Origin of the sequence: Streptomyces sp. ATexAB-D23, from assembly GCF_000373645.1 — a bacterium.
In the GTDB taxonomy this organism is placed as follows: Bacteria; Actinomycetota; Actinomycetes; order Streptomycetales; family Streptomycetaceae; genus Streptomyces; species Streptomyces castrisilvae.
Genome location: NZ_KB892013.1, coordinates 218,643 through 243,294, shown reverse-complemented (window position 1 = coordinate 243,294; position 24,652 = coordinate 218,643). Strand labels below are relative to the sequence as shown.

Annotated in this window: 19 protein-coding genes and 1 pseudogene; 12 read left to right on the top strand and 8 right to left on the bottom strand. The window is 72.4% G+C overall.

Annotation, left to right across the window (positions count from 1 at the left end; all coding sequences use genetic code 11):
• The first annotated feature begins 6 nt into the window (after positions 1-6).
• The 4 genes from B082_RS0114185 to B082_RS0114170 all read left to right on the top strand — a co-directional run bounded on the left by B082_RS0114185 (position 7) and on the right by B082_RS0114170 (position 6,204).
• Positions 7-1,356: an MFS transporter gene (locus tag B082_RS0114185; protein WP_018552466.1), complete on the top strand. Its 1,350-nt coding sequence runs from the start codon at positions 7-9 to the stop codon at positions 1,354-1,356.
• A gap of 155 nt (positions 1,357-1,511) precedes the next feature.
• Positions 1,512-2,597, top strand: coding sequence for a helix-turn-helix domain-containing protein (locus tag B082_RS36110; RefSeq protein ID WP_018552465.1), 1,086 nt, complete (start codon positions 1,512-1,514; stop codon positions 2,595-2,597).
• A 145-nt stretch (positions 2,598-2,742) separates the two neighbouring features.
• Positions 2,743-5,436: a M4 family metallopeptidase gene (locus tag B082_RS36105; protein ID WP_158688871.1), complete on the top strand. Its 2,694-nt coding sequence runs from the start codon at positions 2,743-2,745 to the stop codon at positions 5,434-5,436.
• Between the two features lie 135 nt (positions 5,437-5,571).
• On the top strand, positions 5,572-6,204 hold the full coding sequence (locus B082_RS0114170; RefSeq protein WP_018552463.1) for a TetR/AcrR family transcriptional regulator: 633 nt from the start codon (positions 5,572-5,574) through the stop codon (positions 6,202-6,204).
• 9 nt (positions 6,205-6,213) lie between these two features.
• Here B082_RS0114170 and B082_RS0114165 read toward each other — a convergent pair whose 3' ends face one another.
• On the bottom strand, positions 6,214-7,092 hold the full coding sequence (locus B082_RS0114165) for an oxygenase MpaB family protein (protein ID WP_018552462.1): 879 nt from the start codon (positions 7,090-7,092) through the stop codon (positions 6,214-6,216).
• 236 nt (positions 7,093-7,328) lie between these two features.
• Positions 7,329-8,372 carry a LacI family DNA-binding transcriptional regulator gene (locus tag B082_RS0114160; protein ID WP_026249782.1) on the bottom strand — a complete coding sequence of 348 codons (1,044 nt, stop codon included), beginning with the start codon at positions 8,370-8,372 and terminating at the stop codon, positions 7,329-7,331.
• 115 nt (positions 8,373-8,487) lie between these two features.
• On the opposite strand from B082_RS0114160, the gene B082_RS0114155 reads away from it, so the two are divergent.
• Both B082_RS0114155 and B082_RS0114150 read left to right on the top strand, forming a co-directional pair.
• Entirely contained in the window at positions 8,488-9,813 is a 1,326-nt protein-coding gene (locus B082_RS0114155) for a M14 family metallopeptidase (protein ID WP_018552460.1), read from the top strand.
• A 129-nt stretch (positions 9,814-9,942) separates the two neighbouring features.
• Positions 9,943-11,637 carry a BCCT family transporter gene (locus B082_RS0114150; RefSeq protein ID WP_018552459.1) on the top strand — a complete coding sequence of 565 codons (1,695 nt, stop codon included), beginning with the start codon at positions 9,943-9,945 and terminating at the stop codon, positions 11,635-11,637.
• A gap of 69 nt (positions 11,638-11,706) precedes the next feature.
• Here B082_RS0114150 and B082_RS0114145 read toward each other — a convergent pair whose 3' ends face one another.
• Positions 11,707-12,630, bottom strand: coding sequence for an FAD-dependent oxidoreductase (locus B082_RS0114145; RefSeq protein WP_018552458.1), 924 nt, complete (start codon positions 12,628-12,630; stop codon positions 11,707-11,709).
• A gap of 126 nt (positions 12,631-12,756) precedes the next feature.
• Here B082_RS0114145 and B082_RS0114140 point away from each other — a divergent pair, with 126 nt between their 5' ends.
• The 3 genes from B082_RS0114140 to B082_RS0114130 all read left to right on the top strand — a co-directional run bounded on the left by B082_RS0114140 (position 12,757) and on the right by B082_RS0114130 (position 16,529).
• Positions 12,757-14,394, top strand: a complete 1,638-nt coding sequence (locus B082_RS0114140; protein WP_018552457.1) for an ABC-F family ATP-binding cassette domain-containing protein — start codon at positions 12,757-12,759, stop codon at positions 14,392-14,394.
• Between the two features lie 161 nt (positions 14,395-14,555).
• Positions 14,556-15,224 carry a GntR family transcriptional regulator gene (locus B082_RS0114135; RefSeq protein ID WP_018552456.1) on the top strand — a complete coding sequence of 223 codons (669 nt, stop codon included), beginning with the start codon at positions 14,556-14,558 and terminating at the stop codon, positions 15,222-15,224.
• 72 nt (positions 15,225-15,296) lie between these two features.
• Positions 15,297-16,529, top strand: a complete 1,233-nt coding sequence (locus B082_RS0114130) for an amidohydrolase family protein (protein WP_018552455.1) — start codon at positions 15,297-15,299, stop codon at positions 16,527-16,529.
• A gap of 99 nt (positions 16,530-16,628) precedes the next feature.
• Here B082_RS0114130 and B082_RS0114125 read toward each other — a convergent pair whose 3' ends face one another.
• Both B082_RS0114125 and B082_RS0114120 read right to left on the bottom strand, forming a co-directional pair.
• Complete coding sequence (locus tag B082_RS0114125; protein WP_018552454.1) at positions 16,629-19,079, bottom strand: Tex family protein; 2,451 nt, start codon at positions 19,077-19,079, stop codon at positions 16,629-16,631.
• A 151-nt stretch (positions 19,080-19,230) separates the two neighbouring features.
• Complete coding sequence (locus B082_RS0114120) at positions 19,231-20,088, bottom strand: SCO6745 family protein (RefSeq protein WP_018552453.1); 858 nt, start codon at positions 20,086-20,088, stop codon at positions 19,231-19,233.
• Positions 20,089-20,223: 135 nt separating this feature from the next.
• Between B082_RS0114120 and B082_RS0114115 the strand changes: the two genes are divergently transcribed.
• Positions 20,224-21,207: a GlxA family transcriptional regulator gene (locus B082_RS0114115; protein WP_018552452.1), complete on the top strand. Its 984-nt coding sequence runs from the start codon at positions 20,224-20,226 to the stop codon at positions 21,205-21,207.
• Positions 21,208-21,299: 92 nt separating this feature from the next.
• The gene (locus tag B082_RS0114110) at positions 21,300-21,935 is read left to right on the top strand and encodes a DJ-1/PfpI family protein (RefSeq protein WP_018552451.1); all 636 of its coding nucleotides are present in this window, start codon (positions 21,300-21,302) and stop codon (positions 21,933-21,935) included.
• Here B082_RS0114110 and B082_RS0114105 read toward each other — a convergent pair.
• Complete coding sequence (locus B082_RS0114105) at positions 21,922-22,692, bottom strand: enoyl-CoA hydratase/isomerase family protein (protein WP_018552450.1); 771 nt, start codon at positions 22,690-22,692, stop codon at positions 21,922-21,924. The two genes, B082_RS0114110 and B082_RS0114105, sit on opposite strands and share 14 nt — an antisense overlap.
• Before the next feature lie 173 nt (positions 22,693-22,865).
• Here B082_RS0114105 and B082_RS0114100 point away from each other — a divergent pair, with 173 nt between their 5' ends.
• Positions 22,866-23,321 (top strand): ATP-binding protein, encoded by a 456-nt coding sequence (locus B082_RS0114100; protein WP_026249780.1) that lies wholly within the window; start codon positions 22,866-22,868, stop codon positions 23,319-23,321.
• 21 nt (positions 23,322-23,342) lie between these two features.
• On the opposite strand, the gene idi is transcribed toward B082_RS0114100, so the two are convergent.
• Together idi and B082_RS0114090 are read right to left on the bottom strand one after the other, a co-directional pair.
• Positions 23,343-23,936, bottom strand: a complete 594-nt coding sequence (gene idi, locus B082_RS0114095; RefSeq protein WP_018552448.1) for an isopentenyl-diphosphate Delta-isomerase — start codon at positions 23,934-23,936, stop codon at positions 23,343-23,345.
• Between the two features lie 125 nt (positions 23,937-24,061).
• Positions 24,062-24,562, bottom strand: a pseudogene (locus B082_RS0114090) (GNAT family N-acetyltransferase); the annotation flags it as partial.
• Between the last annotated feature and the right edge of the window lie 90 nt (positions 24,563-24,652).

Sequence of the window (24,652 nt, the reverse complement as noted above, 5' to 3'; positions counted from 1 at the left end):
CACGGTATGAAGAACAGACAGAGCAGCCGAAGCAGCAACCAGGACGCCAGGGCGACCCGAAGGGTCGCACTCGCGACCCTGAGCGGGACCGTACTCGAGGGATACGACTTCTTCGTCTACGGAACGACCTCCGCCCTCATCTTCAACTCGCAGTTCTTTCCCTCGCTGAGTCCCACCGCCGGCACACTCGCCGCGTTCAGCACCTTCGCCGTGGGGTTCGCCGCACGCCCCGTGGGCGGCCTGGTGTTCGGTCACTTCGGTGACCGGGTCGGCCGCAAGGGAACCCTGGTGGTCTCCCTCCTGATGATGGGGATCGCCACCACACTCATCGGACTCGTCCCCAACTTCGCGGTGATAGGGGTCTGGGCACCCATCCTGCTGGTCCTGCTGCGTTTCGTGCAGGGCGTCGCACTCGGCGGCGAGATGGCCGGGGCCACGCTGCTCTCCATGGAGCACGCCCCGGACGGCAGGAAGAACCTCTTCGCGGGATTCCCGCAGATGGGCACGCCGGCCGGTCTGGTGCTCGCGAACGTGGTCATCCTCACCACCGGCGCCGTGATGCCCGACTCGGCCTTCAACGCCTGGGGCTGGCGCATCCCGTTCCTGCTCAGCGCCGTGCTCGTCGTCGTCGGACTCTTCGTGCGACTCCGGGTCGCCGAGTCGCCGTCCTTCGAAGCCGCCGTCTCCCGCGACCATGTGGTGGCCCGTCCCCTGGCGGAGTCCCTCAAGGTCGGCTTCCCCCGGCTCACCGCCACCCTTTTCGCCGCGGTGGCGAGCGGTGCCGTGGGGTACGTGTTCATGGTCTTCAGCCTCTCCTACGGCACCTCGACCGTGGGCTTCGACCGGCAGTTCCTCGTGCTCTGCGTCACCGCGGCGGCGGCCGTGTGGTGCTGTCTGATCCCGTTCTGGACAACCGTCGCCGACCGCTTCGGCCGGCGCCGGATGTTCCTCGCCGGTTCGGTCGCGCTCCTGGTTGCGGGCTGCGCCTTCCTCCCGCTGATGGACTCGGGCTCCCGGGCGGTCACCCTCGTGGCGTTCCTCCTGATGGGGCTCGTCATGCCGATCACGCACAGTGTGCAGGGCGCGATCATCGCCGACACCTTCCCGGTGCACGTCCGCTACTCCGGCTCCTCGATCGTCATGCAGACCGGAGCGATCATCGGAGGCGGACTGGCTCCCATGATCGCCCTCGCCCTCCAGGACGCCACCGGCTCGTCGCTCGGTGTGACGTTCTACGTCGCCCTGATCAGCCTGGTCAGTCTGGTCGCCGCGGTCTTCATGTTCCGGATGCCGCCGGCGAGCTTCGTGGAGCCGGCGCCGCTCCCCGATCGCGAGCCCCAGAACCAAGCGGTCTGAACCAGGGCCGCGAGCGCGGCGCGGCGCGCACCTCGTACCACAGGGGGCCTCGGATCCACTCCGGGCCCCCTGCGGTCGCGTACCGGGAAACCCAGCCGGTCACCGGCTCCACCGCCCGGATAGCCTGACCGCCGTCGAGGCAAGCGGGAGGGGCAGTGACGGGTGGCGACGCGAAGGCGGGCGCGGACGGCCGGCCGAAGGGCGCCGGGCCGCGGGACCAGGGGGACGCGTCGCTGCTGACCCTGCTCGGTCTGGATCCCGTGGAGGACGCGGTCTACCGGCTGCTCGTGGACCGCCCCGAGAGCGAGCGGGGCGCGTTCGCGAACCTGATGGACGGCACCGCCGTGCCCGCCCTCGACTCGCTCGTCGAGCGCGGTCTCGCCAGCGCCGACCGGCCGGATGCCGAGGGGACCGTCCGCTACCGGGCCGCCTCGCCCGTCGTCGCGCTCGGCCCGCTCCTGGAGTCCCGGCGCTCCGCACTGCACCGGGTGGAGTCGCTGGTGGGCGACCTCGCCGAACGGCACCGCGCCGCCCAGCTGTACGGCGCCGGGGCACCGGTCGAGGTGCTCTCCGGCCCCGCGGCGATCAGACGACGGCTGCTGACCATGCAGCGGCAGGCCAGGACCGAACTGTGCACCCTGGTGCCCGCCCGGCACGTGCCGGCGGTGCTCAGCTTCGAGGACAACCACGAAGAGGTCGACGCCGAGATGATCGAGCGTGGCGTGAACGTCCGCAGCGTCGTCGAACGCGAGTGGCTGGAGGACCCGCACACCGCCAGTCTGCTGGCCCACTGTGTGGCCCAGGGCCAGCACATCTCCGTCACCGACAAGCTCCCGATCAAGCTCGCCATCGTGGACCGGCGCGTCGCCCTGCTGCCCCTGGACCCGGAGCGCGAGACGGAGCCGGTGGCGCTCGTCGTCCATCGCACGGGTCTGCTCACCGCCATGGTCTCGCTCTTCGAGCAGCACTTCGAGAGGGGGTGGCGGCTGAACCTGGCCGGTGAGCGGGAGAGCACCGAGGACACGGTCGACCCGGTCGACCGGCAGATCGTGGCCCTGCTCCACGTCGGTCTGACCGATGCCGCGATCGCCCGGCAGCTGGGTATGGGACACCGCACCGTCCAGCGCAGACTGCGCGCGCTGATGGAAGAGGTGGGCGCGGCGACCCGTTTCCAGCTCGGCTGGCACGCGGCACGCGCCGGGTGGCTGCCCGGCGGACCGGACAACTCGGTGGAACCGTAACGCTTTTCGAGGCGCAATTACGCCACGGCGCTTTCGCGCCAGCGTCATCCCCTGTTCACCCGTCTCCCCATGACGAACGATCAGCACGTCAACGCCCGGGGCCGCTCCGACGGCCCCGGGCGACGGTGTGCGATGGGGAGGTCCTGTGAGACGAACGAGTGGGCTGCGAATACTGGCGACCGGGGTGGTCGCCGCCGCCACCGGAGCGGCCCTCCTGGCCGCGCCGGCCTGGGCGGACAACGCCACCGAGACACCGGAGGCGACGGCCCCGGTGAGTGTGGCCCCGGCGATGACCCAGGGCCTGGACAAGTCCGCCCGCCGGGGCACCCCGGCCGAGGCCGCCCGCGCCCATCTGAAGGCGCACGAGGACACGTACCAGGTCCCGGTCTCCGATCTGAAGACGGTGCGGACCACCGAGGAAGGCACCCAGTCCTCGGTGCGCTTCCAGCAGCGGCACAACGGGGTCCCGGTCTTCGGCGCCGAGTACGCGGTGCAGACGCGGGCGGCCGACGGCGGCCAGCAGATCACCTCCGCGACCGGCACCCTCTACACGGACCTCACGGTCTCGACCACCCCCGAGGTGAGCGAAGCCGCCGCGCAGCAGCGCATGTTCACCCTGGACAAGGGGCTGTCCGGGGTGAAGGGCGCGAAGACCCAGGCGCACGGACTCTCCGTGCTGCCCGACGCCCGCGGCGGCCGGCTGGCCTGGCACTTCACCGTCACCGGCGGCCTGGCGAACGGCAGCCCGGTGCGCCAGGAGGTGTACGTCGACGCCCGGGTCGGCGGCATCGCCCTCTCGTACAACAACATCGACGCGGCCGACGCCGCGCCCGCGCAGGGGACCGGTGTCCGCGTCGACGGCACCGAGGCACCGCTCGGCATCAACGAGGAGACCGACGGCTCGTACACGCTCGTCGACTCGACCCGGGCCATGTACCCGGTCACCGGCGGCCAGATCCGGACGTACGACGCGCAGCGCAAGGAGTACACCCTCGTCGCGGGCGGCCCGGTCACCGACGACATCCCGCTCGGCACCTCGGCGAGCACCCGCTTCGACGGCGCGAACACCACGTCGGGCGCGGTGGACGCGCACCTGAACGCCGTGAAGGTCTACGACTACTACAAGGAGCAGATCGGCCGGGACGGCGTCGACGGCAAGGGCGGCACGATCACCTCCGTCGTCAACGTCGCCGCGAACGGCGGGGACTACGCCAACGCCTTCTGGGACGGCTCCAAGATGGTCTACGGCCACATGGACGGCGTTCCGCTCTCCGTCGGCCTGGACGTCGTCGGCCACGAGATGACGCACGGCGTGACCGAGCACTCGGCGGGCCTCGTCTACCTCAACCAGTCCGGCGCCCTCAACGAGGCGATCTCCGACTACTTCGGCAACGCCATGGAGACCGCGGACAAGGGCATCGCGATGAGCGACCCGACGTCCGGCCTCATCGGTGAGTACCTCTGCAACGGCACCAAGCCGCTGGAGGACTGCGCCCTGCGCGACCTGAACGACGGACGCGACGCGCAGAAGGACTACGAGCCCATCCCGCTCGACATCGACAACGGCGGGGTGCACTTCAACTCCACCATCGTCGGCGGCGCGCTGTGGGACATGCGCAAGAACATGGACCCCCAACTCGCCGACCGGATCGTCTACCGGTCCGCGCAGAACTACCTGACCCCGCTGTCCGGCTTCACCGACATGCGCAACGCGGTCACCCTCGCCGCCAAGTCCCTGCACGTCTCCAAGCGCGACCTCGCCGCCATCGCCGACGCCTTCGACGCCCACGGCATCGAGAAGGGCTGGGAGCACAAGGGCGGCACGCACGACGGAACCACCATCGGTGCCGACGTCCTGCCCGCCTACGAGGTCTACAGCGGGGTCGACGAACAGGCCGCCCAGATCAACGGCGACGTCTACGCGATCAGCCACGGCGACGCCATCGCCTGGGACCAGGGCAGCGCCGCCTTCGGGATCACCGTGGGCCGCTTCGACAAGAAGCCGACCCACGAACTGGCCCAGAAGGACGCCTACCTGCTGGACCCGTCGCTGGACGACGACCGCATCGTCTTCACCCGCATCACCGCCGGCTCCATCGGCATCTACCGGGCCGGTGACAAGGGCCAGGGCGCGATCAAGAAGCTGGTCGACCGCCCGGACGCGGACGAGACCGAGCCGGTGACCGACCGCGGCGCACTGGCCTACATCAGCACCACCGCCGACGGCGAGCAGGATGTCATGCTCCGCACGGCGAACGGCAGGACGGTCAACGTGACCCCGGAGGCCGGCACCAAGGCCTCCCGGCTCACGATGAAGCACGGCAAGATCGCCTGGGCCGGCGGCGACGGCACCTATGTGTACGTCTACGACATCGCGAAGGGCACCACACAGACCAAGCGGATCGTCGGCTTCCTCTTCGACTACGTCTCCGACATCCAGCTCACCTCGGACCGGGTGTTCTGGCGTGAGACCGGCGGCTTCCTGATCCCGAGCACCAACTTCGTCTCGGCGCCGCTGAACGACCTCTCCCAGGCGGCGAAGCTGACCTACCCGACGGGCACGTACGTCGCCCAGTTCTCGGTCAGTGAGAAGTACTTCGCGTACTCCACGTTCGACTTCTGGGGCGCGCTCGGCTCCTGGAGCGGCCCCGGCAAGGTACAGGTCTCCACCGTCAAGGACGTGCTCGCCGGCCGCAACGAGTTCAGCCGGGTCTCCTGCTCCTCCGGTGCCCAGCTGGCCCCGTCGCTCGGTGACGGCCAGCGCGTCGCCTGGCTCGACACGAGCGCCGCGGCCACCGATGTGGTGACCCGCCGCACGTTCGCCGGGACCTGCGACTAGGGCCTGTCCGTCCCCGGGGCGGGGCGGCCACCCGGAACCGGTGGCCGTCCCGCCCCGGCCTGGTACAGGAATACGGAGCGTGTCACTCTGTTCCGGCACCTATCGTGGGGCGGACCGGCGGAACGGGGAGGGCCCATGACGGCACGCGGCACCGAGGAGACGCCGGCGGTCCCGGGGCTCGGCGGGGCGGCCGCGCCCTCCGACGCGCTGGGCGAGCAGATCCTGGACGCCGCGCGTGAGCAGTTCATGACCTTCGGGCTGCGCCGCTCGACCGTGGACGACGTCGCCAAACGCGCCCGCGTCTCACGGGTGACCGTGTACCGGCGGATCGGCAACAAGGACAGCCTCGTCTCGGCGTGTCTGCTGCGCGAGTACCGCCGGTTCGTCATGGAGGTCGACGAGGCCGTGGCGGAGCTGCCCACGACGGAGGACCGGCTGGTCGAGGGCTTCGCCGCGGTGCTGCGGCACATCCGGGAGCACCCGCTCATCGGCGGGCTGCTGCGGCTGGAGCCGGAGACCATGCTGCCCTTCCTGACCGTGGAGAGCGGGCCCGCCTTCCTCGCGATCCGCGGCTACCTGGCGGGCCGGCTCCGCGAGGCCCGCCGCCTGGAGGGCCTGCCCGAGAGCGACCCGACCCCCGTCGCCGAACTGATGGTGCGGATCACGGTCTCCTTCCTGCTCAACCCCGTCAGCTGCTTCGAACTGGACGACGACACCCAGGTACGCGACTTCGCCCGCCGCTGCCTGGTCCCGCTGCTCGCCGCCTGAGGCCCCGCCCTACGCCGCCTCGTCCGGCAGCGGTTCCAGGGGCCGGCTACGGGCCCAGTGCGGCCCGAGGTCGTCCAGCCGCCAGCCGAAGGGGTACGAACGGGGCTGCGGCCGCGCGGGGAAGCGGCGCGGCCTGGCCGGCATCCTGCGTACGCACCGCGCCCGCAGCCGCAGCGCCGCCGACGCCGAGGAGCGCACCCAGCGGGGCTGCGGCCCAAACCCCAGCGCGTTCAGCAGCGGCTCGTCCAGCAGGGCCAGCGAGAACCGCGCGATCAGCGGCCTCAGCGGGCGCGGATACCAGCTCGCCATCACCCGGAACGTGGCACTGGCCACCCGCCGGTTCGCCGGGTCGTACGCGAACATGCGCTCCTCGTACGCTTCGAGGAGCCGCTCGAACCCCTCGTAGGTGTCGGGCACGTCCTCGATGCCCATCATCGCCCCGGTCCTGCGCCCCGTCTCCGCGAGCGCCTGCACCTCCTGCGCGCACAGCGGGCGCCAGCCGTACCGGTCGATCCAGCGCTTCGGCCCCACGACCGTCGTCGCCAGGACGTACCGGAAGTCGTCGTTCGGGATGCGGTACTTGCCGTGGATGCGGTTGAGGTGCCGGGCCGCGGCCCGCCCGCGCTCCGAGTCGAAGCCGTCGGCGGCCATCTCGTAGGCGATCAGCACCGTGTCGTCGTACCGCTTCTGCCCGTGGCGCTCGAACTCCTGGGTGCGGTCCAGGAGTACGGAGATCCGGGGAACGCCGTAGTCGCGCAGGAACGCGACGCTCACGCCCTGGCGGTAGTCCCAGGGGAACTCGTACTGAGAGATCAGCCGGAGGATCTCGGCGTAATCCCGCGTCGGATCCATCCGGCGGATCTCACGCAGGCGGCTGTACCGGCCCATGGTGCGCCCTCCTGTCCGTGTCGGGCTCCCCGTCGAGGGCATGCGAGGCAACTCCCCTGAATGGCAAGGAGTGTGACGAGCCATCGGATTCGGAGAGACAAAGTTACAAATACTATCGACTTGTTTCACGGGTTCCGTCAACACCGCGTGCGCGCACTTCCGAGGGGCTGCCGCGCAGGGCGCGGGCGGCCTGCCGGGCAGCGCGCGGACGGGGCGTTCCGGGCAGAATCGGGACCTCAGGCGGAGGCGCGGTGGACGAGTTCCGTCGGGGTGATCACCGACTCCGGGCCCGCGCCCTTGTCGTTCAGCCGCTCCATCAGCAGCCGCACCATCAACCGCCCCATGCCCACCACATCCTGACGGACCGTCGTCAGTGGCGGGTCCGTGGCCTCGGCGACGGACTCCATGTCGTCGAAGCCGACCAGCGCCACGTCCTCGGGCACGCGCCGGCCCCGCTCGCGCAGCACCCGCAGCGCGCCCGATGCCATCAGGTCGTTGGCCGCGAACACGGCGTCCAGACCGGGCCGCCGCTCCAGCAGCTCGGCCATCGCCCGCGCGCCGCCCTCCACCGTGAAGTCGCCCTCCGCGACCAGCGCGGGGCCGGCGTCGGGCAGGATGTCGGTGTAGCCGTCGATCCGGTCGAGCGCCGACGTCTGGTCGCGCGGGCCCGCGATGTGCGCGATGTGCCGGCGGCCGAGCGACACCAGATGGCGTACGGCCTCCCGGGCCCCGCCCCGGTTGTCGCAGTCCACGAACGGCACCGCGAGTCCGGCCCCCGCACCCGGCCGGCCCGGTCTGCCCCCGTACACGGCCGGGACCCCGAACCGGCGGATGACAGCCGGGAGTTCGTCGTCCGTGTGCAGGGAGAAAGCCAGCACCCCGTCGACATGGCCGCCGGCCAGGTAGCGGCTGACCCGCTCGAAATCCCCCCGCCCCTCCACCAGGAGGAGCACCAACTGTGCGTCGTGGGCGTTGAGTTCACGGCTGATGCCGCGGATGTGCTGGGAGAAGAACGGGTCGGAGAAGATCCGGGCCTCGGGTTCGTCGATGACGACGGCCACCGCGCCGTTGCGCCGGGTCACCAGGGTCCGGGCGGCATGGTTCGGAATGTAGCCCAGCTCCTCGACCGCCTTGCGCACCTGGTCCACGAGCGGCTGCCGGACCCCCGCGCCGCCGTTCACCACCCGGGAGGCCGTCGCCCGGGACACTCCGGCGCGGGCCGCCACCGCTTCCAGTGTGGGGCGCGCGGGAGGCGGGGCATCGGGGGTCGGACCGGGCAAGGGACGCTCCTCAAGGGCGCGGAGGGGGCCGGAAGCAGCCGGGACCGGCCGGCCGGCGTGAACCCCGCCAGCCTAAGGGCTGTCCCGTGAGCGCGGGCCGGAGTATCTTCCGCCCATGCCGATCGCGCCGACAGGCGGCGGACGGCGGCCGCCCCGGCGCGGCCGTGTCCGCAATCTCGCACTGGCGGCCGCGTCCGCCGCCCTGGCCGTCCCCCTGATCGCCGTGCCGTCGGACGCCGCCCGCACCGCCCCGCCCCGTACCGGCTTCGAGGTCTCCGCCGGGGCCCGCTGGACCGGGCAGGCCGAGGAGGCCGCCCTGCTCGCCGGCCTCGGCGGACGCGGCGACCGGGTCGCCGTGCGGCGGATCGGCACCACCGCGCAGGGGCGCCCGCTGCGTCTGGTCCGCGTCGGCAGCCGCGACCCGGACGCGCTCACCGTCCTCCTGGTCTGCGGCCAGCACGGCGACGAGCCCGCCGGACGCGAGGCCTGCCTGACCACGGTCCGCGACCTCGTGTACGCCACCGACGCGCGCACCCGCGCCGTTCTGGCCCGGACCGAGATCCTCGTCGTGCCCACCGCCAACCCCGACGGCCTGGCCGCCGGGACCCGGGGCAACGCGGACGGCGTGGACATCAACCGCGACCACCTCGCGCTGCGCACCGCCGAGGCCCGTGCCGTCGCCGCCGTACTGCGCGACCACGAGCCCGACGTGATCGAGGACCTGCACGAGTACGGGGCGACCGCGCCGTACTACGACAAGGACCTGTTCGTCCTGTGGCCGCGCAACCCCGGTACCGCCGCCCGGCTGCACACCGAGGCGCGGGACCTGGCCGAGCGGTGGGTGCGCCCCGCCGCGCTGGACGCCGGATTCAGCAGCGGTGTCTACGGCGAGTGGACGGACCCCGACACCGGCAGGGTGGTCAAGCGGATCGGGGGTGACGGCCAGGAACGCATCCTGCGCAACATCACCGGCCTCAAGCACGCGGTCGGACTGCTGGCCGAATCCCGTACGGACGCGCTCAGCGCGCCCGAGCGCGCCGATGCCGCCCTCGGCAACCGCCGCCGCGTGACCTCGCAACTCACCGTGCTCAAGGCGCTCTTGCGCTACGCCGACGAGCGGCGCGGGAGCATCGTCGCCGCCACCGCGGCCTCCCGTGCGGCCGGACTCTCCGACCGCGGGCCCGTTCACCTCGGCGGGGCGGTCGGGGAGGCCCCGGAGCCGGGCGGGACGCCGGACGACCCGCCCTGCGGTTACCGGCTCACCCGTGAGCAGTACGCCCGGGTCGGGGATGAACTCACCCTGCACGGCGTCACCTCCCGGCCCGACGGCGACGGGGTGTACGTGCCCCTTCGGCAGCCCGCCCGGAGCCTGATCCCGCTCCTCCTGGACGCGCGGGCGGCATATCACCTCACAAAAGGGCAACCCGATACAGCTTGTTGATGCTGAAAGTTGGGCATTTCATGTGGTACTGCCTACGGAGAGCGAATTGTCTGTTTCCGTGGAAAGGTGCCATTCGTGTCGCAGGACGATCAGGACGATCAGAGAACGGGCGGCAGGGGGGATCGGCCGGTGACGGCGGATCTGCCGGGCGACCCGACCCAGAACCGGCGCCCCGTCACCGACCGGGTGGTGTTCGGAGTGACCGCCTGCCTCACTCTCGCCTTCGTGGTCTGGGGCGCCGTCGGCACCGACTCGCTGGAGGATGTCTCCGACAAGGCCCTCAACGGACTCATCCACAACGGTGGTTGGGGCTTCATGCTGGCCGCCTCCGGATTCGTGGTCTTCGCCCTGTGGCTGGCCGTCAGCCGGTACGGCAACATCACCCTCGGCCAGGAGGGCGAGGAGCCGGAATTCCGGACCGTCTCCTGGGTCGCCATGATGTTCAGCGCCGGCATGGGCATCGGTCTGATGTTCTACGGGGTCAGCGAGCCGCTGGCCCACTTCACCGACCCGCCCCCCGGCACCCACCCCGCCGACGCCGCCGACGCGATGCAGACGGCGATGGCCACCACCCTGTTCCACTGGACGCTCCACCCGTGGGCGATCTACGCGGTGGTCGGCCTGGCCATCGCGTACAGCACCTTCCGGCGCCGCAGGCGGCAGACGATCAGCGCGGTCTTCGAGCCGCTCATCGGCCCCCGCCACGCCCACGGCGGTCTCGGCAGGTTCATCGACATCCTGGCCATCTTCGCGACGCTCTTCGGCTCGGCCGCCTCACTGGGACTCGGGGCCCTCCAGATCGGGAGCGGATTCCACGAGCTGAACTGGATGGAGAAGACCGGCACCGGCCTTCTCGTCCTGATCATCGCCGTGCTGACGATGGCCTTCATCGCCTCCGCGGTCTCCGGCGTGGAGAAGGGCATCCAGTGGCTGTCGAACATCAACATGGTGCTCGCACTGATCCTGGCCGTCTTCGTGTTCATCGCGGGCCCCACCATCATCGTGCTCGACCTGCTGCCCACCTCGATCGCCGCCTACTTCGGTGACCTGCCGCAACTGGCCGGCCGCACCGAGGCGACCGGCGAGGGCAAGGTCGCGGACTGGCTCGGCAGCTGGACCGTCTTCTACTGGGCCTGGTGGATCTCCTGGACGCCCTTCGTCGGCATGTTCATCGCGCGGATCAGCCGCGGCAGGACCATCCGGCAGTTCATCGGCGGCGTCATCCTGGTGCCCAGCACGGTGAGCCTGATCTGGTTCGCCGTCTTCGGCGGCACCGCGATCAATCTCCAGGAGGCCGGCAAGCTGAGCGGGGCCGACACCCAGGAGGCCCAGCTCTTCGGCGTACTGCAGCAGTTCCCCCTCGCCAGTGTGATGAGCGTGCTGGTGATGGTCCTCGTCGGCATCTTCTTCGTCTCGGGCGCGGACGCCGCGTCGATCGTGATGGGCACCCTCTCCCAGAAGGGCATCCTCGAACCCGCCCGGTGGGTCGTCATCTTCTGGGGTGTCGTCACCGGCGCGGTGGCCGCCATCATGCTGCTGATCGGGAACGGCAAGGGCGACGCGCTGGCGGGACTCCAGAACCTGACCATCCTGGTGGCGGCGCCCTTCACCCTGGTGATGATCGGCATGTGCGTCGCCCTCATGCGGGACCTCCGCCACGACCCGCTGATCGTCCGCCGCGAGTTCGGCGTGGAGGCCGTCGAGTCCGCGGTCATCGAGGGGCACGCCAAGTACGACGGCGACTTCGAGATCCGGATCGGCCCCGGCGGCAGCCAGATCACCACCGAACGCCACGACCGGCCCGGCGGCTCCAGCCCCGCCTGACCGGCCGGCTGCCCGTGCGACCCGGCGCGGGCGCGGAAGCGGGCCGCGCGGGGCCGCGCCGCCGGCCGCTCAGTCCACCAGCCGCGCCGCCTCCCGGGCGCAGCCCAGGGCCACCGTCACCCCCGCGCCGCCGTGGCCGTAGTTGTGCACCAGCCGCGCGCCCCCGGCCAGGGTCTCGGCCTCGATACGGACCCCGGCGTCCCGGGCCGGCCGCAGCCCCACGCGGTGCCCGATGACCCGCGCCCCGGCGATCTCAGGCCGGACCCGGGCGCACCGGGCCACGATCTCCTCGGCCGTACGGGGGTCGGGCACGGTGCTCCAGTCGTCGGCCACCGCCGTGCCGCCGAGGACCAGCCGGCCGGGCTGCGGGAAGAAGTAGGTGGTCTCGCTCGACGCCGGACCGGCCTCGGTGAACCACTCCCGTACGCCCGGGTTCTCCACCAGCACCAACTGCCCGCGCACGGGCCGCACCCCGGCGTCGGGCACCAGCTCGCGGGCGCCGAGCCCGGCGCAGTTGACCACCGTCCCCGCCTCGGCGGCCGCCTCGCCGAACGAGGACGCCGTGCGCCGCTCGACCGACCCCCCGGCGGCCCGGACCTGCCCCTCCAGCCACTCCAGATGGGCCGGCATGTCGATCAGCGGCAGCCGGCAGCGCAGCCCCTCGGGGCTCTCCGCAGCGCCCTTCAGCTCCCCGGCCCACGGCCCGAGAGCGGCGAGGCGCTCGCCCCGGTGCAGGCCGTCGACCAGCCGCACACCGGTCTCCTCCGGGCGGGCGGCCAGCTCCTCGTACCAGCGCAGCCCGGTCAGCGACCAGTCGCCGACCCGGTCCAGCGGCTCGATCCGGTAGGGCCACCACAGGGCCCCCGCCACCGCCGATGTCGTGTCGCCGGCCGGTTCCCGGGACCATACCCGCACCCGGTGTCCTCGCCCGGTCAGCACCATCGCCGTGGTCAGCCCGCTGACCCCGCCGCCCACCACGATCACGTCCGACACCGCTGCTCCGCCCTTCGCCTCCGGGTGCGCGTCCTCGGCCGCACTCTAAGGGCTGCCCGGGAGTCTCCCGCCGGCCGCCCCGGCCGTCTCCGGGGCCCTGTCGCGCCGATTAGGATCGGCACCCTGATGACTGCCACTCTCGTCGCCAAGGACCTCGCCGCCGGACACGGCGACCGCACGCTGTTCGCCGGGCTCGACCTCGTGGTCGCCCCCGGTGACGTGATCGGTCTCGTCGGAGCCAACGGTGCCGGAAAATCGTCGCTGTTGCGGCTGCTCGCCGGGCTCGACCAGCCGGAGGAGGGCGAGCTCCGGCTCTCCCCGCCCACCGCCACCGTCGGCCATCTGCCCCAGGAGCCCGAGCGGCGCCCCGGCGAGACCGTACGGGAGTTCCTGGCCCGCCGTACCGGCGTCGCCGAGGCCCAGACCGCCATGGACACCGCCACGCAGGCCCTGGTCGACGGAGCCCCCGGCGCGGACGACGCGTACTCCGAGTCGCTGGAGCGCTGGCTCGCACTGGGCGGCGCGGACCTGGACGAGCGCGCTGAGGAGACCGCGGCCGAACTCGGCCTGACCGTCGGGCTCGACCTGCCGATGACCGCGCTCTCCGGCGGCCAGGCCGCCCGCGCCGGACTCGCCTCGCTGCTCCTGTCGCGCTACGACGTCTTCCTGCTCGACGAGCCCACCAACGACCTGGACCTGGACGGTCTGGAGCGCCTGGAGAAGTACGTCTCGGGGCTGCGCTCCGGCACCGTCGTCATCAGCCACGACCGCGAGTTCCTCATGCGCACGGTGACCAAGGTCCTCGAACTCGACCTGGCCCAGCAGCAGATCAACCTGTACGGCGGTGGCTACGCGGCCTACCTGGAGGAACGCGAACGCGCCCGCCGGCACGCGCGCGAGGAGTACGAGGAGTACTCCGACAAGCGCTCGGCGCTGGAGGGCCGCGCACTGATGCAGCGCTCCTGGATGGACAAGGGCGTCAAGAACGCCCGCCGCAAGGCCACCGACTCCGACAAGATCGGCCGCAAGTTCCGCAGCGAGTCGAGCGAGAAGCAGGCCGCGAAGGCCCGGCAGACCCAGCGCATGATCGAGCGGCTCGACGTGGTGGACGAGCCGCGCAAGGAGTGGGAGCTGCGCATGGAGATCGGCTCCGCGCCCCGCTCCGGCTCGGTCGTCGCCACCCTGCGCGAGGCGCGGGCCGTGCGCGGCGACTTCGTGTTCGGTCCGGCCTCGCTCCAGATCGACTGGGCGGACCGGGTCGCCATCACCGGCGCCAACGGCTCCGGGAAGTCGACCCTGCTGGCCGCGCTGCTCGGCCGCCTCCCGCTGGACTCCGGGCACGCGAGCCTCGGGTCCGGGGTGGTCGTCGGCGAGGTGGACCAGGCGCGCAAGCTGTTCCACGGCTCGGAGTCCCTCCTGGAGGCGTTCTGCGCGGCGGTCCCCGAGACGGAACCGGCCGACGTCCGCACCCTCCTCGCCAAGTTCGGCCTGCGCGCCGACCACGTCATGCGCCCCGCCACCACCCTCTCCCCGGGCGAACGCACCCGGGCGGCGCTCGCACTGCTCCAGGGCCGGGGCGTCAACCTCCTGGTCCTGGACGAGCCCACGAACCACCTGGACCTGCCGGCGATCGAGCAGCTGGAATCGGCGCTCGACTCCTACGCCGGAACCCTGCTGCTGGTCACACACGACCGCCGGATGCTGGAGGCGGTCCGCACGACCCGCCGGATCGAGGTCGAGGACGGCAGGGTGACAGAGGCCTGAGAGCCCCGACCCATGTTGGTATGCCAAAGAGCGGCCCGCCCCCCGACTCGCTCCGGTAAACCCTGATCGAACACCCGGGGCGGTAGCACTTGGCATACCAAGTGCTACCGTCGCCTTGTTCCGGCCTTCTCCACCTCCGGCCCGATCAAGGAGACCGCACGATGACCGACGCGCCCGGCCCCGGGGCCTCCCACGCCGACCACGCGGAGCGGGCGATCCGGGCGGGCATCCTGTCCGGCGCCCACCCGCCGGGCTCACGGCTGCGTGAGCGCGAGCTGTCGGAGCGCCTGGGCTTCTCCCGCATCCCCGTCCGCGAGGCCCTGACCCGGCTGACCGGCGAGGGCCTGGTCGTGCTCTCGCCGCGCCGGGGCGCCTCCGTGCGGGACCTCTCGCTGCGGGACGTCGCCGAACTCTTCGACCTCCGCCTCAGCCTTGAGGTGTTCGCCGCCCGCAGGGCGGCGGAGGCGTGCGCCGCAGGGGGAGACGGCGACCGGCTGCGAACCCTCATGGCGGCGGCACAGGACGCCACCCGGCGCGGTGACGCCGACGAGATCCCGGCCGCGAACACCGCCCTGCACGCGGAGATCGTCGCGATGACCGGCAACCGGCTGCTCCGGGACGCGCTGCAGCCCTCGCTCGGCCTGGTGCAGTGGCTGTTCACCCTCACCGGGGGCCGCGACCCGCGTGTCCAGTGCGCCGAACACCAGGACATCTGCGCCGCGATCCACGCGGGCAAGCCCGAACTGGCCGCCGCCCTCTCCTACGCACACATCGAACGGGGCAGGGGTCCCTCCCTGGCGACCCTGGCCGGAGTGCTTCCGGCCGAGTAGACCGAGCGTGCCGGGCGGCCGGCCGCTTGCGCACCACACCACGCCACACGAACCACCGAGGAGACGCGCCGCATGCTGATCAGAGACGTCCGCCCGTGGGGCGGGGAGCCGAGCGACCTCACGATCGAGGACGGGGTGATCACCGCGGTCACCCCGCACGACCCGGCCCGCACCCACCACGGGGACACGGTGGCCGGCCGGGGACGGCTGGTCCTGCCGTCCTTCTCCGACGTCCACTGCCACCTGGACTCCACCCGCATGGGGCTGCCCTTCCGCCCGCACACGGGCGCCCCCGGCGTCTGGGGGATGATGCTGAACGACCGCGCGCACTGGCGCGAGGACGAGTGGAGCGTGGCCGAGCGGGCCACGTACACCCTGGGCCGCATGATCGAGTGCGGCACCACTCGTGTCCGCAGCTACGCCCAGATCGACGCGGACTGCGGTCTTGAGCGCTTCGAGGGCGTCCTCGCGGCCAAGGAGGCGCACGCCGGGCGGTGCGAGGTCGAGATCATGGCCTTCCCGCAGGCCGGCCTGCTCAGGGAGAAGGGCGTACCGGAGCTGATGGACCGCGCGCTGTCCTCGGGCGCTGCCGTCGTCGGCGGCATCGATCCGTGCACCCTGGACCGCGACCCCGTACGCCACCTCGACATCGTCTTCGGCCTGGCCGAGCGCCACCGGGCCCCGGTCGACATCCACCTCCACGAGCCGGGCGCGCTCGGGGTGTTCAGCGTCGACCTGATCCTGGAACGGGTGCGCGCCCTGGACATGGCCGGTCAGGTGACCCTCTCGCACGCCTACGACCTGGGCTCCGTGGACGAGGCGACCACCCGCCGCCTGATCGAGGAGTTCGCCGAGCTGGACATCGCGATGGCGACCGTCGCCCCGGCCCGGCACCACGCGCTGCCCCTGACGGGCCTGACCGCGGCCGGTGTCCGGGTGGGGCTCGGCGAGGACGGCCAGCGGGACTTCTGGTCGCCGTACGGCAACGGCGACATGCTGGACCGCACCTGGCAGCTCGCCTTCACCAACGGTTACCGCGCCGACGAGCTGATCGAACACTGCGTGGCCGTGGCCACCATGGGCGGCGCCTCGATCCTCCGGAACGGCCCCGCCCGCCTGACCTCCACCACGGACCGCCCCGGTCTGACGCCGGGCGCGAGGGCGGACCTGCTGCTGGTGGCGGGCGAGACGGTGACGTCGGCGGTGATGGACCGCGGCAACGACCGAACGGTGCTGCACCGGGGCCACGTGGTGGCGGACGGCCCCGACCTCAGCCCCGAAATCCCCAGCCCCTCCGGCGTTTGAGGAGCGGGGTCCGGGGCGGAGCCCCGGTTACGGGAAGGGGCGGGNAGGGGACAGGGCCCGCCGCAGGCGACCCACCCCACCCCACCCCACCCCGGCGGACTACCGCCCCCCGTCCCCCTTCAACAACCCCGCCCTCCGCAACGCGTCCGCCATCGCCCCGTTCGCCGGAGCCGCGGCAGGCGCCTGCCGCCCGCCCCCCGCACCACGCGACGACGAACCGCCACCACGGCCACCGCCACCGCCACCGCCTCCCTGCCGGGGCCGTGGCGGCCGCCCGCCAGGCTCACCCCCCGAGGACACACCGCGGCCACCGGCCGCACCCGCACCGCGGCCACCGGCCGCACTTGCACCGCCGCCCCGGGCGCCCGAGCCCGCACCCACCTCGTCGTCCAACCGCAGCGTCAACGAGATCCGCTTCCGCGGAATGTCGACCTCCATCACCTTGACCCGGACCACATCACCCGGCTTCACGACATCGCGCGGGTCCTTCACGAACGTCCGGGACATCGCGGACACATGCACGAGCCCGTCCTGATGCACGCCGACGTCCACGAACGCGCCGAACGCGGCGACGTTCGTCACGACGCCCTCCAGCACCATCCCGGCCACCAGATCGCCGATCTTCTCGACGCCCTCCTTGAAGGTGGCCGTCTTGAAGGCGGGACGCGGGTCGCGGCCCGGCTTCTCCAGCTCCTTCAGGATGTCGCCGACCGTCGGCAGCCCGAACTTCTCGGAGACGAAGTCGTCCGCCCGCAGCGACCGCAGCACGTCCGTGTTGCCGATCAGCGCGGCCACGTCACCGCCCGTCCGCTTCACCATCGCCCGCACCACCGGGTACGCCTCGGGGTGCACGCTGGAGGCGTCCAGCGGATCGTCGCCCCGGATGCGCAGGAAGCCCGCGCACTGCTCGTACGCCTTCGGGCCCAGCCGCGCCACGTCCTTGAGGCTCTTGCGGGAGCGGAACGGGCCGTTGGTGTCGCGGTGCGCGACGATGTTCTCCGCGAGCCCGGCGCCGATGCCGGACACGCGCGAAAGCAGCGGCGCCGATGCGGTGTTGACGTCGACGCCGACCCCGTTCACACAGTCCTCGACGACCGCGTCGAGCGACCGTGAGAGCTTCACCTCGGACAGGTCGTGCTGGTACTGCCCGACGCCGATCGACTTCGGGTCGATCTTCACCAGCTCGGCCAGCGGGTCCTGGAGCCGGCGCGCGATCGACACGGCGCCGCGCAACGACACGTCCATGTCGGGGAGTTCCTGCGAGGCGAAGGCGGAGGCCGAGTACACGGAGGCGCCCGCCTCCGACACCATCACCTTGGTGAGCTTCAGCTCCGGGTGTTTCTCGCACAGCTCGCCGGCGAGCTTGTCCGTCTCGCGGGACGCCGTGCCGTTGCCGATGGCGATCAGGTCGACGTGGTGCTCCCGCGCCAGCCGCTCCAGCGTCGCCAGCGACTGGTCCCACTTGTTGGCCGGGACGTGCGGGTGGATGACATCGGTCGCGACGACCTTGCCCGTCGCGTCCACGACGGCGACCTTCACCCCGGTACGGAAACCGGGGTCGAGCCCCAGCGTGGCCCTGGTCCCGGCCGGCGCGGCGAGCAGCAGATCGCGCAGGTTCGACGCGAAGACGCGTACCGCCTCGTCCTCCGCCGCCGTGCGCAGCCGCAGCCGCAGGTCGATGCCGAGGTGCACCAGGATGCGGGTCCGCCAGGCCCAGCGGACGGTGTCGGCGAGCCACTTGTCGCCGGGGCGCCCCCGGTCGTTGACGCCGAAGCGCCGGGCCACCATGTTCTCGTAACCGGACGGGCCGGGCGCATCGGACGGCTCCTCGGGCTCCAGGACCAGGTCGAGCACGTCCTCCTTCTCGCCCCGGAGCATCGCCAGCACCCGGTGCGAGGGCAGCGCGGTGAACGGCTCGGCGAAGTCGAAGTAGTCCGCGAACTTGGCGCCCGCCTCCTCCTTGCCGTCCCGCACCCGGGCCACCAGCCGCCCGCGCGACCACATGCGCTCGCGCAGCTCGCCGATCAGGTCCGCGTCCTCCGAGAAGCGCTCGGTGAGGATGGCGCGGGCCCCCTCCAGGGCAGCCGCCGCGTCCGCGACGCCCTTGTCCGCGTCCACGAAGGCCGCTGCCGCGGCGAGCGGGTCCACCGAGGGGTCGTCCAGCAGGCCCGAGGCGAGCGGTTCGAGACCGGCCTCCCGGGCGATCTGCGCCTTCGTCCGCCGCTTCGGCTTGAACGGCAGGTAGATGTCCTCAAGACGCGCCTTGGTGTCGGCGGCCCGGATGCGCGCCTCCAGCGCGGCGTCGAGCTTGCCCTGCTCCCGTACGGATTCGAGGACCGCCGCCCGGCGGTCCTCCAGTTCGCGCAGATACCGCAGCCGCTCCTCAAGCGTGCGCAGCTGCGCGTCGTCGAGCATCTCGGTCGCTTCCTTGCGGTAGCGGGCGATGAACGGCACGGTCGACCCGCCGTCGAGCAGCTCGACGGCCGCCTTCACCTGCCGCTCGCGTACGCCGAGTTCCTCGGCGATCCTGCCTTCGATGGACGTCGTCACGGTTCTACCGACTCGCCTTCTCCTGCTGGCTGTGCTGTTCGGGCCCCGGACCTGCCCGGAGTCACACGCCTGCATTGTGCCGGGTGGCCGGGCGCCGTGTCGCCCGGCCACCCCAGCGAGCCGCCGCCGGTTTCCCCGGCGGCCGGTGGTGTCAGCCGGTCGCGTCGGACGGGAAGGCGCCCGCAGCCCACGCCGTGGCGAGGAATCCGCGCCCCAGTTCGGTGAGCCGCGCCACGCCGGGACCGCCCAGGTGCTCGTACGGGCCGAGGTCCATCCGGTCCGTGGCCTCCTCCAGCTCCTTGCGCAGTGCGGTGCCCTCGTCCGTCAGCTCGCCCTCCGCCGTGAGCAGCCCGCGCTCCCGCAGCCGGGCGGAGGCGTCCTCCCAGTCGGCGCGGCGCCAGCCCCGGGTGGCGAGGATCCAGCGGATCGCCATGCCCTTCCCGGTCGCGGTGTGGCTGACCAGCGCCTCGACGGGGTCGAGATCCGCCGCGAGGAGCGCGGCGAGATGCGCGTCGCCCCGGTGCTCGCGCAGCAGCGTCGCCGCGTGCCAGTACGCCAGGTGCGGTTCCTCCGGGACGGGGAGTCCGGCGTGCGCCGCGTACAGCGGCCGGGCGTGCCGGGTGCAGCCCTCGGTGGCGCGCAGGGCGAGCCGCGCGGCCTCGGCCATCTCGGGGGAGGCGATGACCTCCGCGCCGAGCAGCCGGCGCAGCGTCGAGTCCGCGGCGCGCAGCCGCGCGTCGAGCACCTTCGCGGGCGAGGCGATGTCCCAGATGGCGGGCACGTGCTGGGAGACCAGCGCGTGGTTGAAGTTGTAGAACGTCGCGGTGACCGTGTCCGCGCCGACCGCGCCCATGGCGGCCGCGCGGGTGGCGAAGTAGGCGGCGGCGGGGTCGTCGATCCCGACCCCGCCGAGCTCCTTGCCGAGGTCGGGGGAGAAGTAGAGCGAGGAGTGCAGCGGGTTGAGGGCGTTGTGACAGCGCCGTCCGGCACGGGGCGGGAGAGTACTCATGCCCCGCACGTTACCGACTGGTCGGTACGGGCAGGAAGTCCCCGGACGACGTGAGCTGCGCCGCAGCCGATCATGGCAGGAAAGGTGGGAAGCCCGTCATTGCGGCCATCGGCGGGGCCGCCCAGGATGGCGGACATGAAGCAGCGATCCGTGCTCGTCGTCCTCTTCGACGACATCCAGAGCCTCGACGTGACCGGCCCCATGGAGGTCTTCGCCGGCGCCTCCCGGTTCCCGGAGGTCTCGTACGAACTGCGCGCCGCCTCGCTGGACGGCGCCCCGGTCCGCTCGTCCTGCGGCCTCACGCTCGTCCCGGACTGCGGCCTCGCCGACGCCCCGGCGCCCCACACCCTCCTGGTCCCCGGCGGCGGGGGCACCCGCACTCCTGACCCCGCCCTCGTGGACTGGCTGCGCGACCACGGCCCGCTGCCGGAGCGGCTGGTGTCCGTGTGCAGCGGCGCGCTGCTGCTCGCGGACGCCGGGCTGCTGGACGGGCACCGCGCGACGACGCACTGGAACGTGACCGACCGCCTCGCCCGCGACCACCCGGCCGTCGATGTCGACCCCGAGCCGATCTTCGTGCGCGACGGCCGGATCTCCACCTCCGCGGGCGTCACCACGGGAATCGACCTCGCGCTCGCGCTGGTCGAGGAGGACCACGGCCGCGACGTCGCCCTCACGGTCGCCCGGCACCTCGTCGTCTTTCTGCGCAGGCCCGGCAGCCAGTCGCAGTTCAGCGCGCAGCTCAGTGCCCAGACGGCCCGCCGCGAACCGCTGCGCGAGGTCCAGCACTGGATCACCGAACACCCCGGCGCCGACCTCGGCGTCGAGGCCCTGGCAGCCCGCGCCCGCCTCTCGCCGCGCCACTTCGCCCGCGCGTTCCGCACGGAGACCGGGACGACCCCCGGCCGGTACGTCGACGAGGTGCGCCTCGAACACGCCCGCAGGCTCCTGGAGGACACGACCGACGGCGTCGCCGGCATCGCCAGGAGCTCCGGGTACGGCACCCCGGAGGCGATGCGCAGGGCCTTCGTCAAGGCCCTCGGCACGGCCCCCGCCGAGTACCGCCGCCGCTTCGGCCCCCGGCCGGCGGACCGCCCCGCCGGACCCGGCCGCCCCTGAACGAGCGACGACAGACCGAGTTACCGAGAAACCGTCGGTTCTCCGCCGGAGCCGCCGGAGAACCGACCGAGCCGAGAGACGGGCAGTAACCCATGCAGATCGCCATCCTCCTCTTCGACCGCTTCACCGCACTGGACGCCGTGGGACCGTACGAGATCCTCTCCCGCACCCCCGGTGCCGAGACCGTCTTCGTAGCCGAGCGGGCGGGCGCGGTCCGCAACGACAGCGGCAGCCTCGACCTGGTCGCGCACCGCGCGCTGGACGAGGTCCCCGCCCCCGACCTGGTGATCGTCCCGGGCGGCCCGGGGCAGCACCACCAGATGGAGAACGAGAACCTGCTCGGCTGGCTGCGCCGGGTGGACGCGACCAGCACCTGGACCACCTCGGTGTGCACCGGGTCGCTGCTGCTGGCCGCCGCCGGGCTGCTCAAGGGGCGGCGCGCCACATCGCACTGGCTCGCCCTGGACACGCTGAAGGACTACGGCGCCGAGCCCACCGGCGAACGCGTGGTCCTCGACGGCAAGTACGTCACCGCGGCCGGCGTCTCGTCCGGCATCGACATGGGCCTCACGCTGCTCGGCCGGATCGCCGGCGACCGGACCGCCCAGGCCGTACAGCTGCTGACGGAGTACGACCCGCAGCCGCCGTACGACGCGGGCTCGCCCCAGAAGGCCCCGGCCGGGCTCGTGGAGGAGTGGCGCGGCCGGAGCCGCTTCATCCTTCAGTAGGCGCCGCGGCCCGCCAGGTGAAGCGGGGCGTGCGGCGCTCCAGGAAGGCGGCGACACCCTCCGCGGTGTCGCCGCTGCGCCGTGCCTGCCCCGCCCAGTGGCCGTCCCGGTCCTCGCGCCCCGCCGCGAACTCCTTGGCGGCCGCCTGCGTCAGCCGGGAACGGGACACCAGGGTCCGTACGTAGGCGCCGACCCGCTCGTCCAGTTCGCCGGCCGGCAGCACCTCGTCCACCAGCCCGGTCCGCAGCGCCCGCTCCGTATCGATCAGCTCCCCGGAGAAGAGCAGGTGCTTGGCCGTCGAGGGGCCCGTCAGCGCGGCGAGACGCCGGGTGGACGACGCGGGGTAGACGATCCCGAGCTTCGCGGGCGTGACACCGAACAGGGCCCCTTCCGCCGCGAAGCGCAGATCGCAGGCGGCGGCGAGCTGGCTTCCGCCGCCGACGCAGTAGCCGCGCACCGCCGCCAGTGTCGGCAGCGGGAAGGCCGCCAGTGCCTCCTCGGCCGCGACGGCCAGTGCCTGCGGGTCGCGCGAGGGGTCCCGGAGCGAGGAGATGTCCGCACCCGCGCAGAAGGTGTCGCCGGCGCCCGTCAGGACCAGGGCGCCCACCGAGGGGTCGGCGGCCAGCCGGTCCAGCAGCACCGGCAGCTCCTGCCACATGTCGGCCGTCATCGCGTTGCGCTTGGCGGGGTTGCTGATGACGACGGTGGCCACGCCGTCCGCGAGGCCATGCTCCAGCCGGGGTTCCGTACGGTCCATGAGCCGGAGCCTATCCGGCCAGAAGTGGGCGGAAAGCAGATGTTCACGCGTGAGATCGGTCAAGTCCGGTCGATAGAAGTCGACTTCTGTTCAGTAGTACGGACCGAGGCAACTACGCCCCGCACTCTGTACTCCACGTGCAGTCACTTCGAGTGGAGAGCGGGTACCGGACTATGGAGAGCCGCGGGAGTATCCCCGCCCGGCCCGTGCCGTACGAAGGGGTCTGGCGGTTCACCGCCCCGGCCACGGACGTCTCCGTACCCCGGGCCCGGCATGCCGTGCGCGACCTGCTGAAGCGTCAGAACGTGCCCATCCACGACGACATCACCCAGGGGCTCCTGCTCATCGTCTCCGAGCTGGTCACCAACGCGGTGAAGCACGCCGCGCTGCTCTCGCCCGAACTCGCCGTGGAGGTGGCCGTGGGCGCGGAGTGGGTCAGAGTGTCCGTCGAGGACAACCACCCCTACCGGCCCACGGCGCTGGAGACCGACTACGCGCAGACCGGTGGGCGCGGCCTGCTGCTGGTCCGGGAGATCACCAGGGAAGCCGGCGGGAGCTGCGACGTCGAGCACACCGCGGGCGGCGGAAAGGTCATCTGGGCGGCCCTCCCGCTCGGCACGGTGCCCTGACCCTCCCGCCGGTGAACGCCCCTACCAGCCCGCGGCCGGCCCGGTCAGTTCACGGACCGCGGGACGGGCGGCGTCCAGCACGGTCATGAACCACGCGGAGAACGGCTGCCGGGCATGCCGTTCGGCCAGCTCTCCGGCCGTCACGAAGGCCGTCTCGCCGACCTCTTCCGGATCCGGCCGCAGCCGCTCCTGCGCCAGGCCCACGAAGAGGTGGTTGAACTCCTGCTCCACCAGACCCGACGCGGGGTCGGGGTGGTTGTAACGAACGGTGCCCGCCTCGGCCATCAGCGACGGCGAGATGCCCAGCTCCTCGTACGTGCGCCGGGCGGCGGCCGCGAAGGGTGCCTCGCCCGGATACGGGTGGCCGCAGCAGGTGTTGGACCAGACGCCGGGGGAGTGGTACTTGCCCAGGGCGCGCTGCTGGAGCAGCAGCCGGCCCTGCTCGTCGAAGAGGAACACGGAGAACGCGCGGTGCAGCTGTCCGGGCGCCTGGTGGGCGGCGAGCTTCTCCGCCGTGCCGATGGTGGTGCCGTTCTCGTCGACCAGTTCGAGCATGATCGCTTCTGCTGTGCCGTTCGACGAGGTGTTCGCCGCGGTCGCTGGTGTGGTCGGCATACCCATCCTTCGCTGTGGTCCCGGCCCCGAGCGCCGGTCCCGTCGAGTCTGCTCAAGTCTGCCGTACAAAAGCGGCTTGTCCGTACTTCGGGTCCTGGCATGTCCGCCCCGCCCCCAGCGGGGCGTCAGACCCCGAAAGCTGCCGGATACTCAATCGTGCCCCGCGCGACTGGCACGGAATCATCGAGCACCAGCGCCATCATCGCCTCGTCCGGAACCTCGAAGGACGGCCGGATTCCGTAGCGCGAGGCGGGGACGAAACCGAACCGCGGATAGTACTCGGGGTGGCCGAGCACCAGGACCAGCGGCTCCCCGCGCAGCCGGGCCGCGTCGAGCACGGCCCGCACCACGGCCAGGCCCGCGCCCCGGCGCTGGTGCTCCGGAGCCGTGGCGACCGGGGCCAGGGCCAGGGCCGGCGCGCCCCCGACCCGGCAGCGGGTCAGCAGGGCGAAGGCGGCGACGGAACCGTCGGGGGCCTCGGCGACGTAGGAGAGGCCGGGCAGCCAGGCCGAGGTGTCGACGCGCAGAGCGTCCACCAGGGCGGCTTCCGCCTCGGTCGGGAAGGCGGCCGCGTTCACCGCGCGCACGGCGGCCGCGTCGGCGGCCGTCTCGGGACGGGCGGGCCAGGAGAAGTCGGTCAACGTGAGAAACCCTCGGGGTGGGCGGGCACCGGCCGGTGCGCCGGTTCGTACACCTCTGCGAAACCCTACACCCCG

Coding starts and splice junctions, on each gene's coding strand:
- B082_RS0114135 (WP_018552456.1), top strand. CDS start 14,556: ATGACCGACGCGCCCGGCCCCGGGGCCTCCCACGCCGACCACGCGGAG.
- B082_RS0114155 (WP_018552460.1), top strand. CDS start 8,488: ATGCCGATCGCGCCGACAGGCGGCGGACGGCGGCCGCCCCGGCGCGGC.
- B082_RS0114130 (WP_018552455.1), top strand. CDS start 15,297: ATGCTGATCAGAGACGTCCGCCCGTGGGGCGGGGAGCCGAGCGACCTC.
- B082_RS0114140 (WP_018552457.1), top strand. CDS start 12,757: ATGACTGCCACTCTCGTCGCCAAGGACCTCGCCGCCGGACACGGCGAC.
- B082_RS0114185 (WP_018552466.1), top strand. CDS start 7: ATGAAGAACAGACAGAGCAGCCGAAGCAGCAACCAGGACGCCAGGGCG.
- B082_RS0114170 (WP_018552463.1), top strand. CDS start 5,572: ATGACGGCACGCGGCACCGAGGAGACGCCGGCGGTCCCGGGGCTCGGC.
- B082_RS0114105 (WP_018552450.1), bottom strand. CDS start 22,692: ATGGACCGTACGGAACCCCGGCTGGAGCATGGCCTCGCGGACGGCGTG.
- idi (WP_018552448.1), bottom strand. CDS start 23,936: ATGCCGACCACACCAGCGACCGCGGCGAACACCTCGTCGAACGGCACA.
- B082_RS0114115 (WP_018552452.1), top strand. CDS start 20,224: ATGAAGCAGCGATCCGTGCTCGTCGTCCTCTTCGACGACATCCAGAGC.
- B082_RS0114110 (WP_018552451.1), top strand. CDS start 21,300: ATGCAGATCGCCATCCTCCTCTTCGACCGCTTCACCGCACTGGACGCC.
- B082_RS0114120 (WP_018552453.1), bottom strand. CDS start 20,088: ATGAGTACTCTCCCGCCCCGTGCCGGACGGCGCTGTCACAACGCCCTC.
- B082_RS0114100 (WP_026249780.1), top strand. CDS start 22,866: ATGGAGAGCCGCGGGAGTATCCCCGCCCGGCCCGTGCCGTACGAAGGG.
- B082_RS0114165 (WP_018552462.1), bottom strand. CDS start 7,092: ATGGGCCGGTACAGCCGCCTGCGTGAGATCCGCCGGATGGATCCGACG.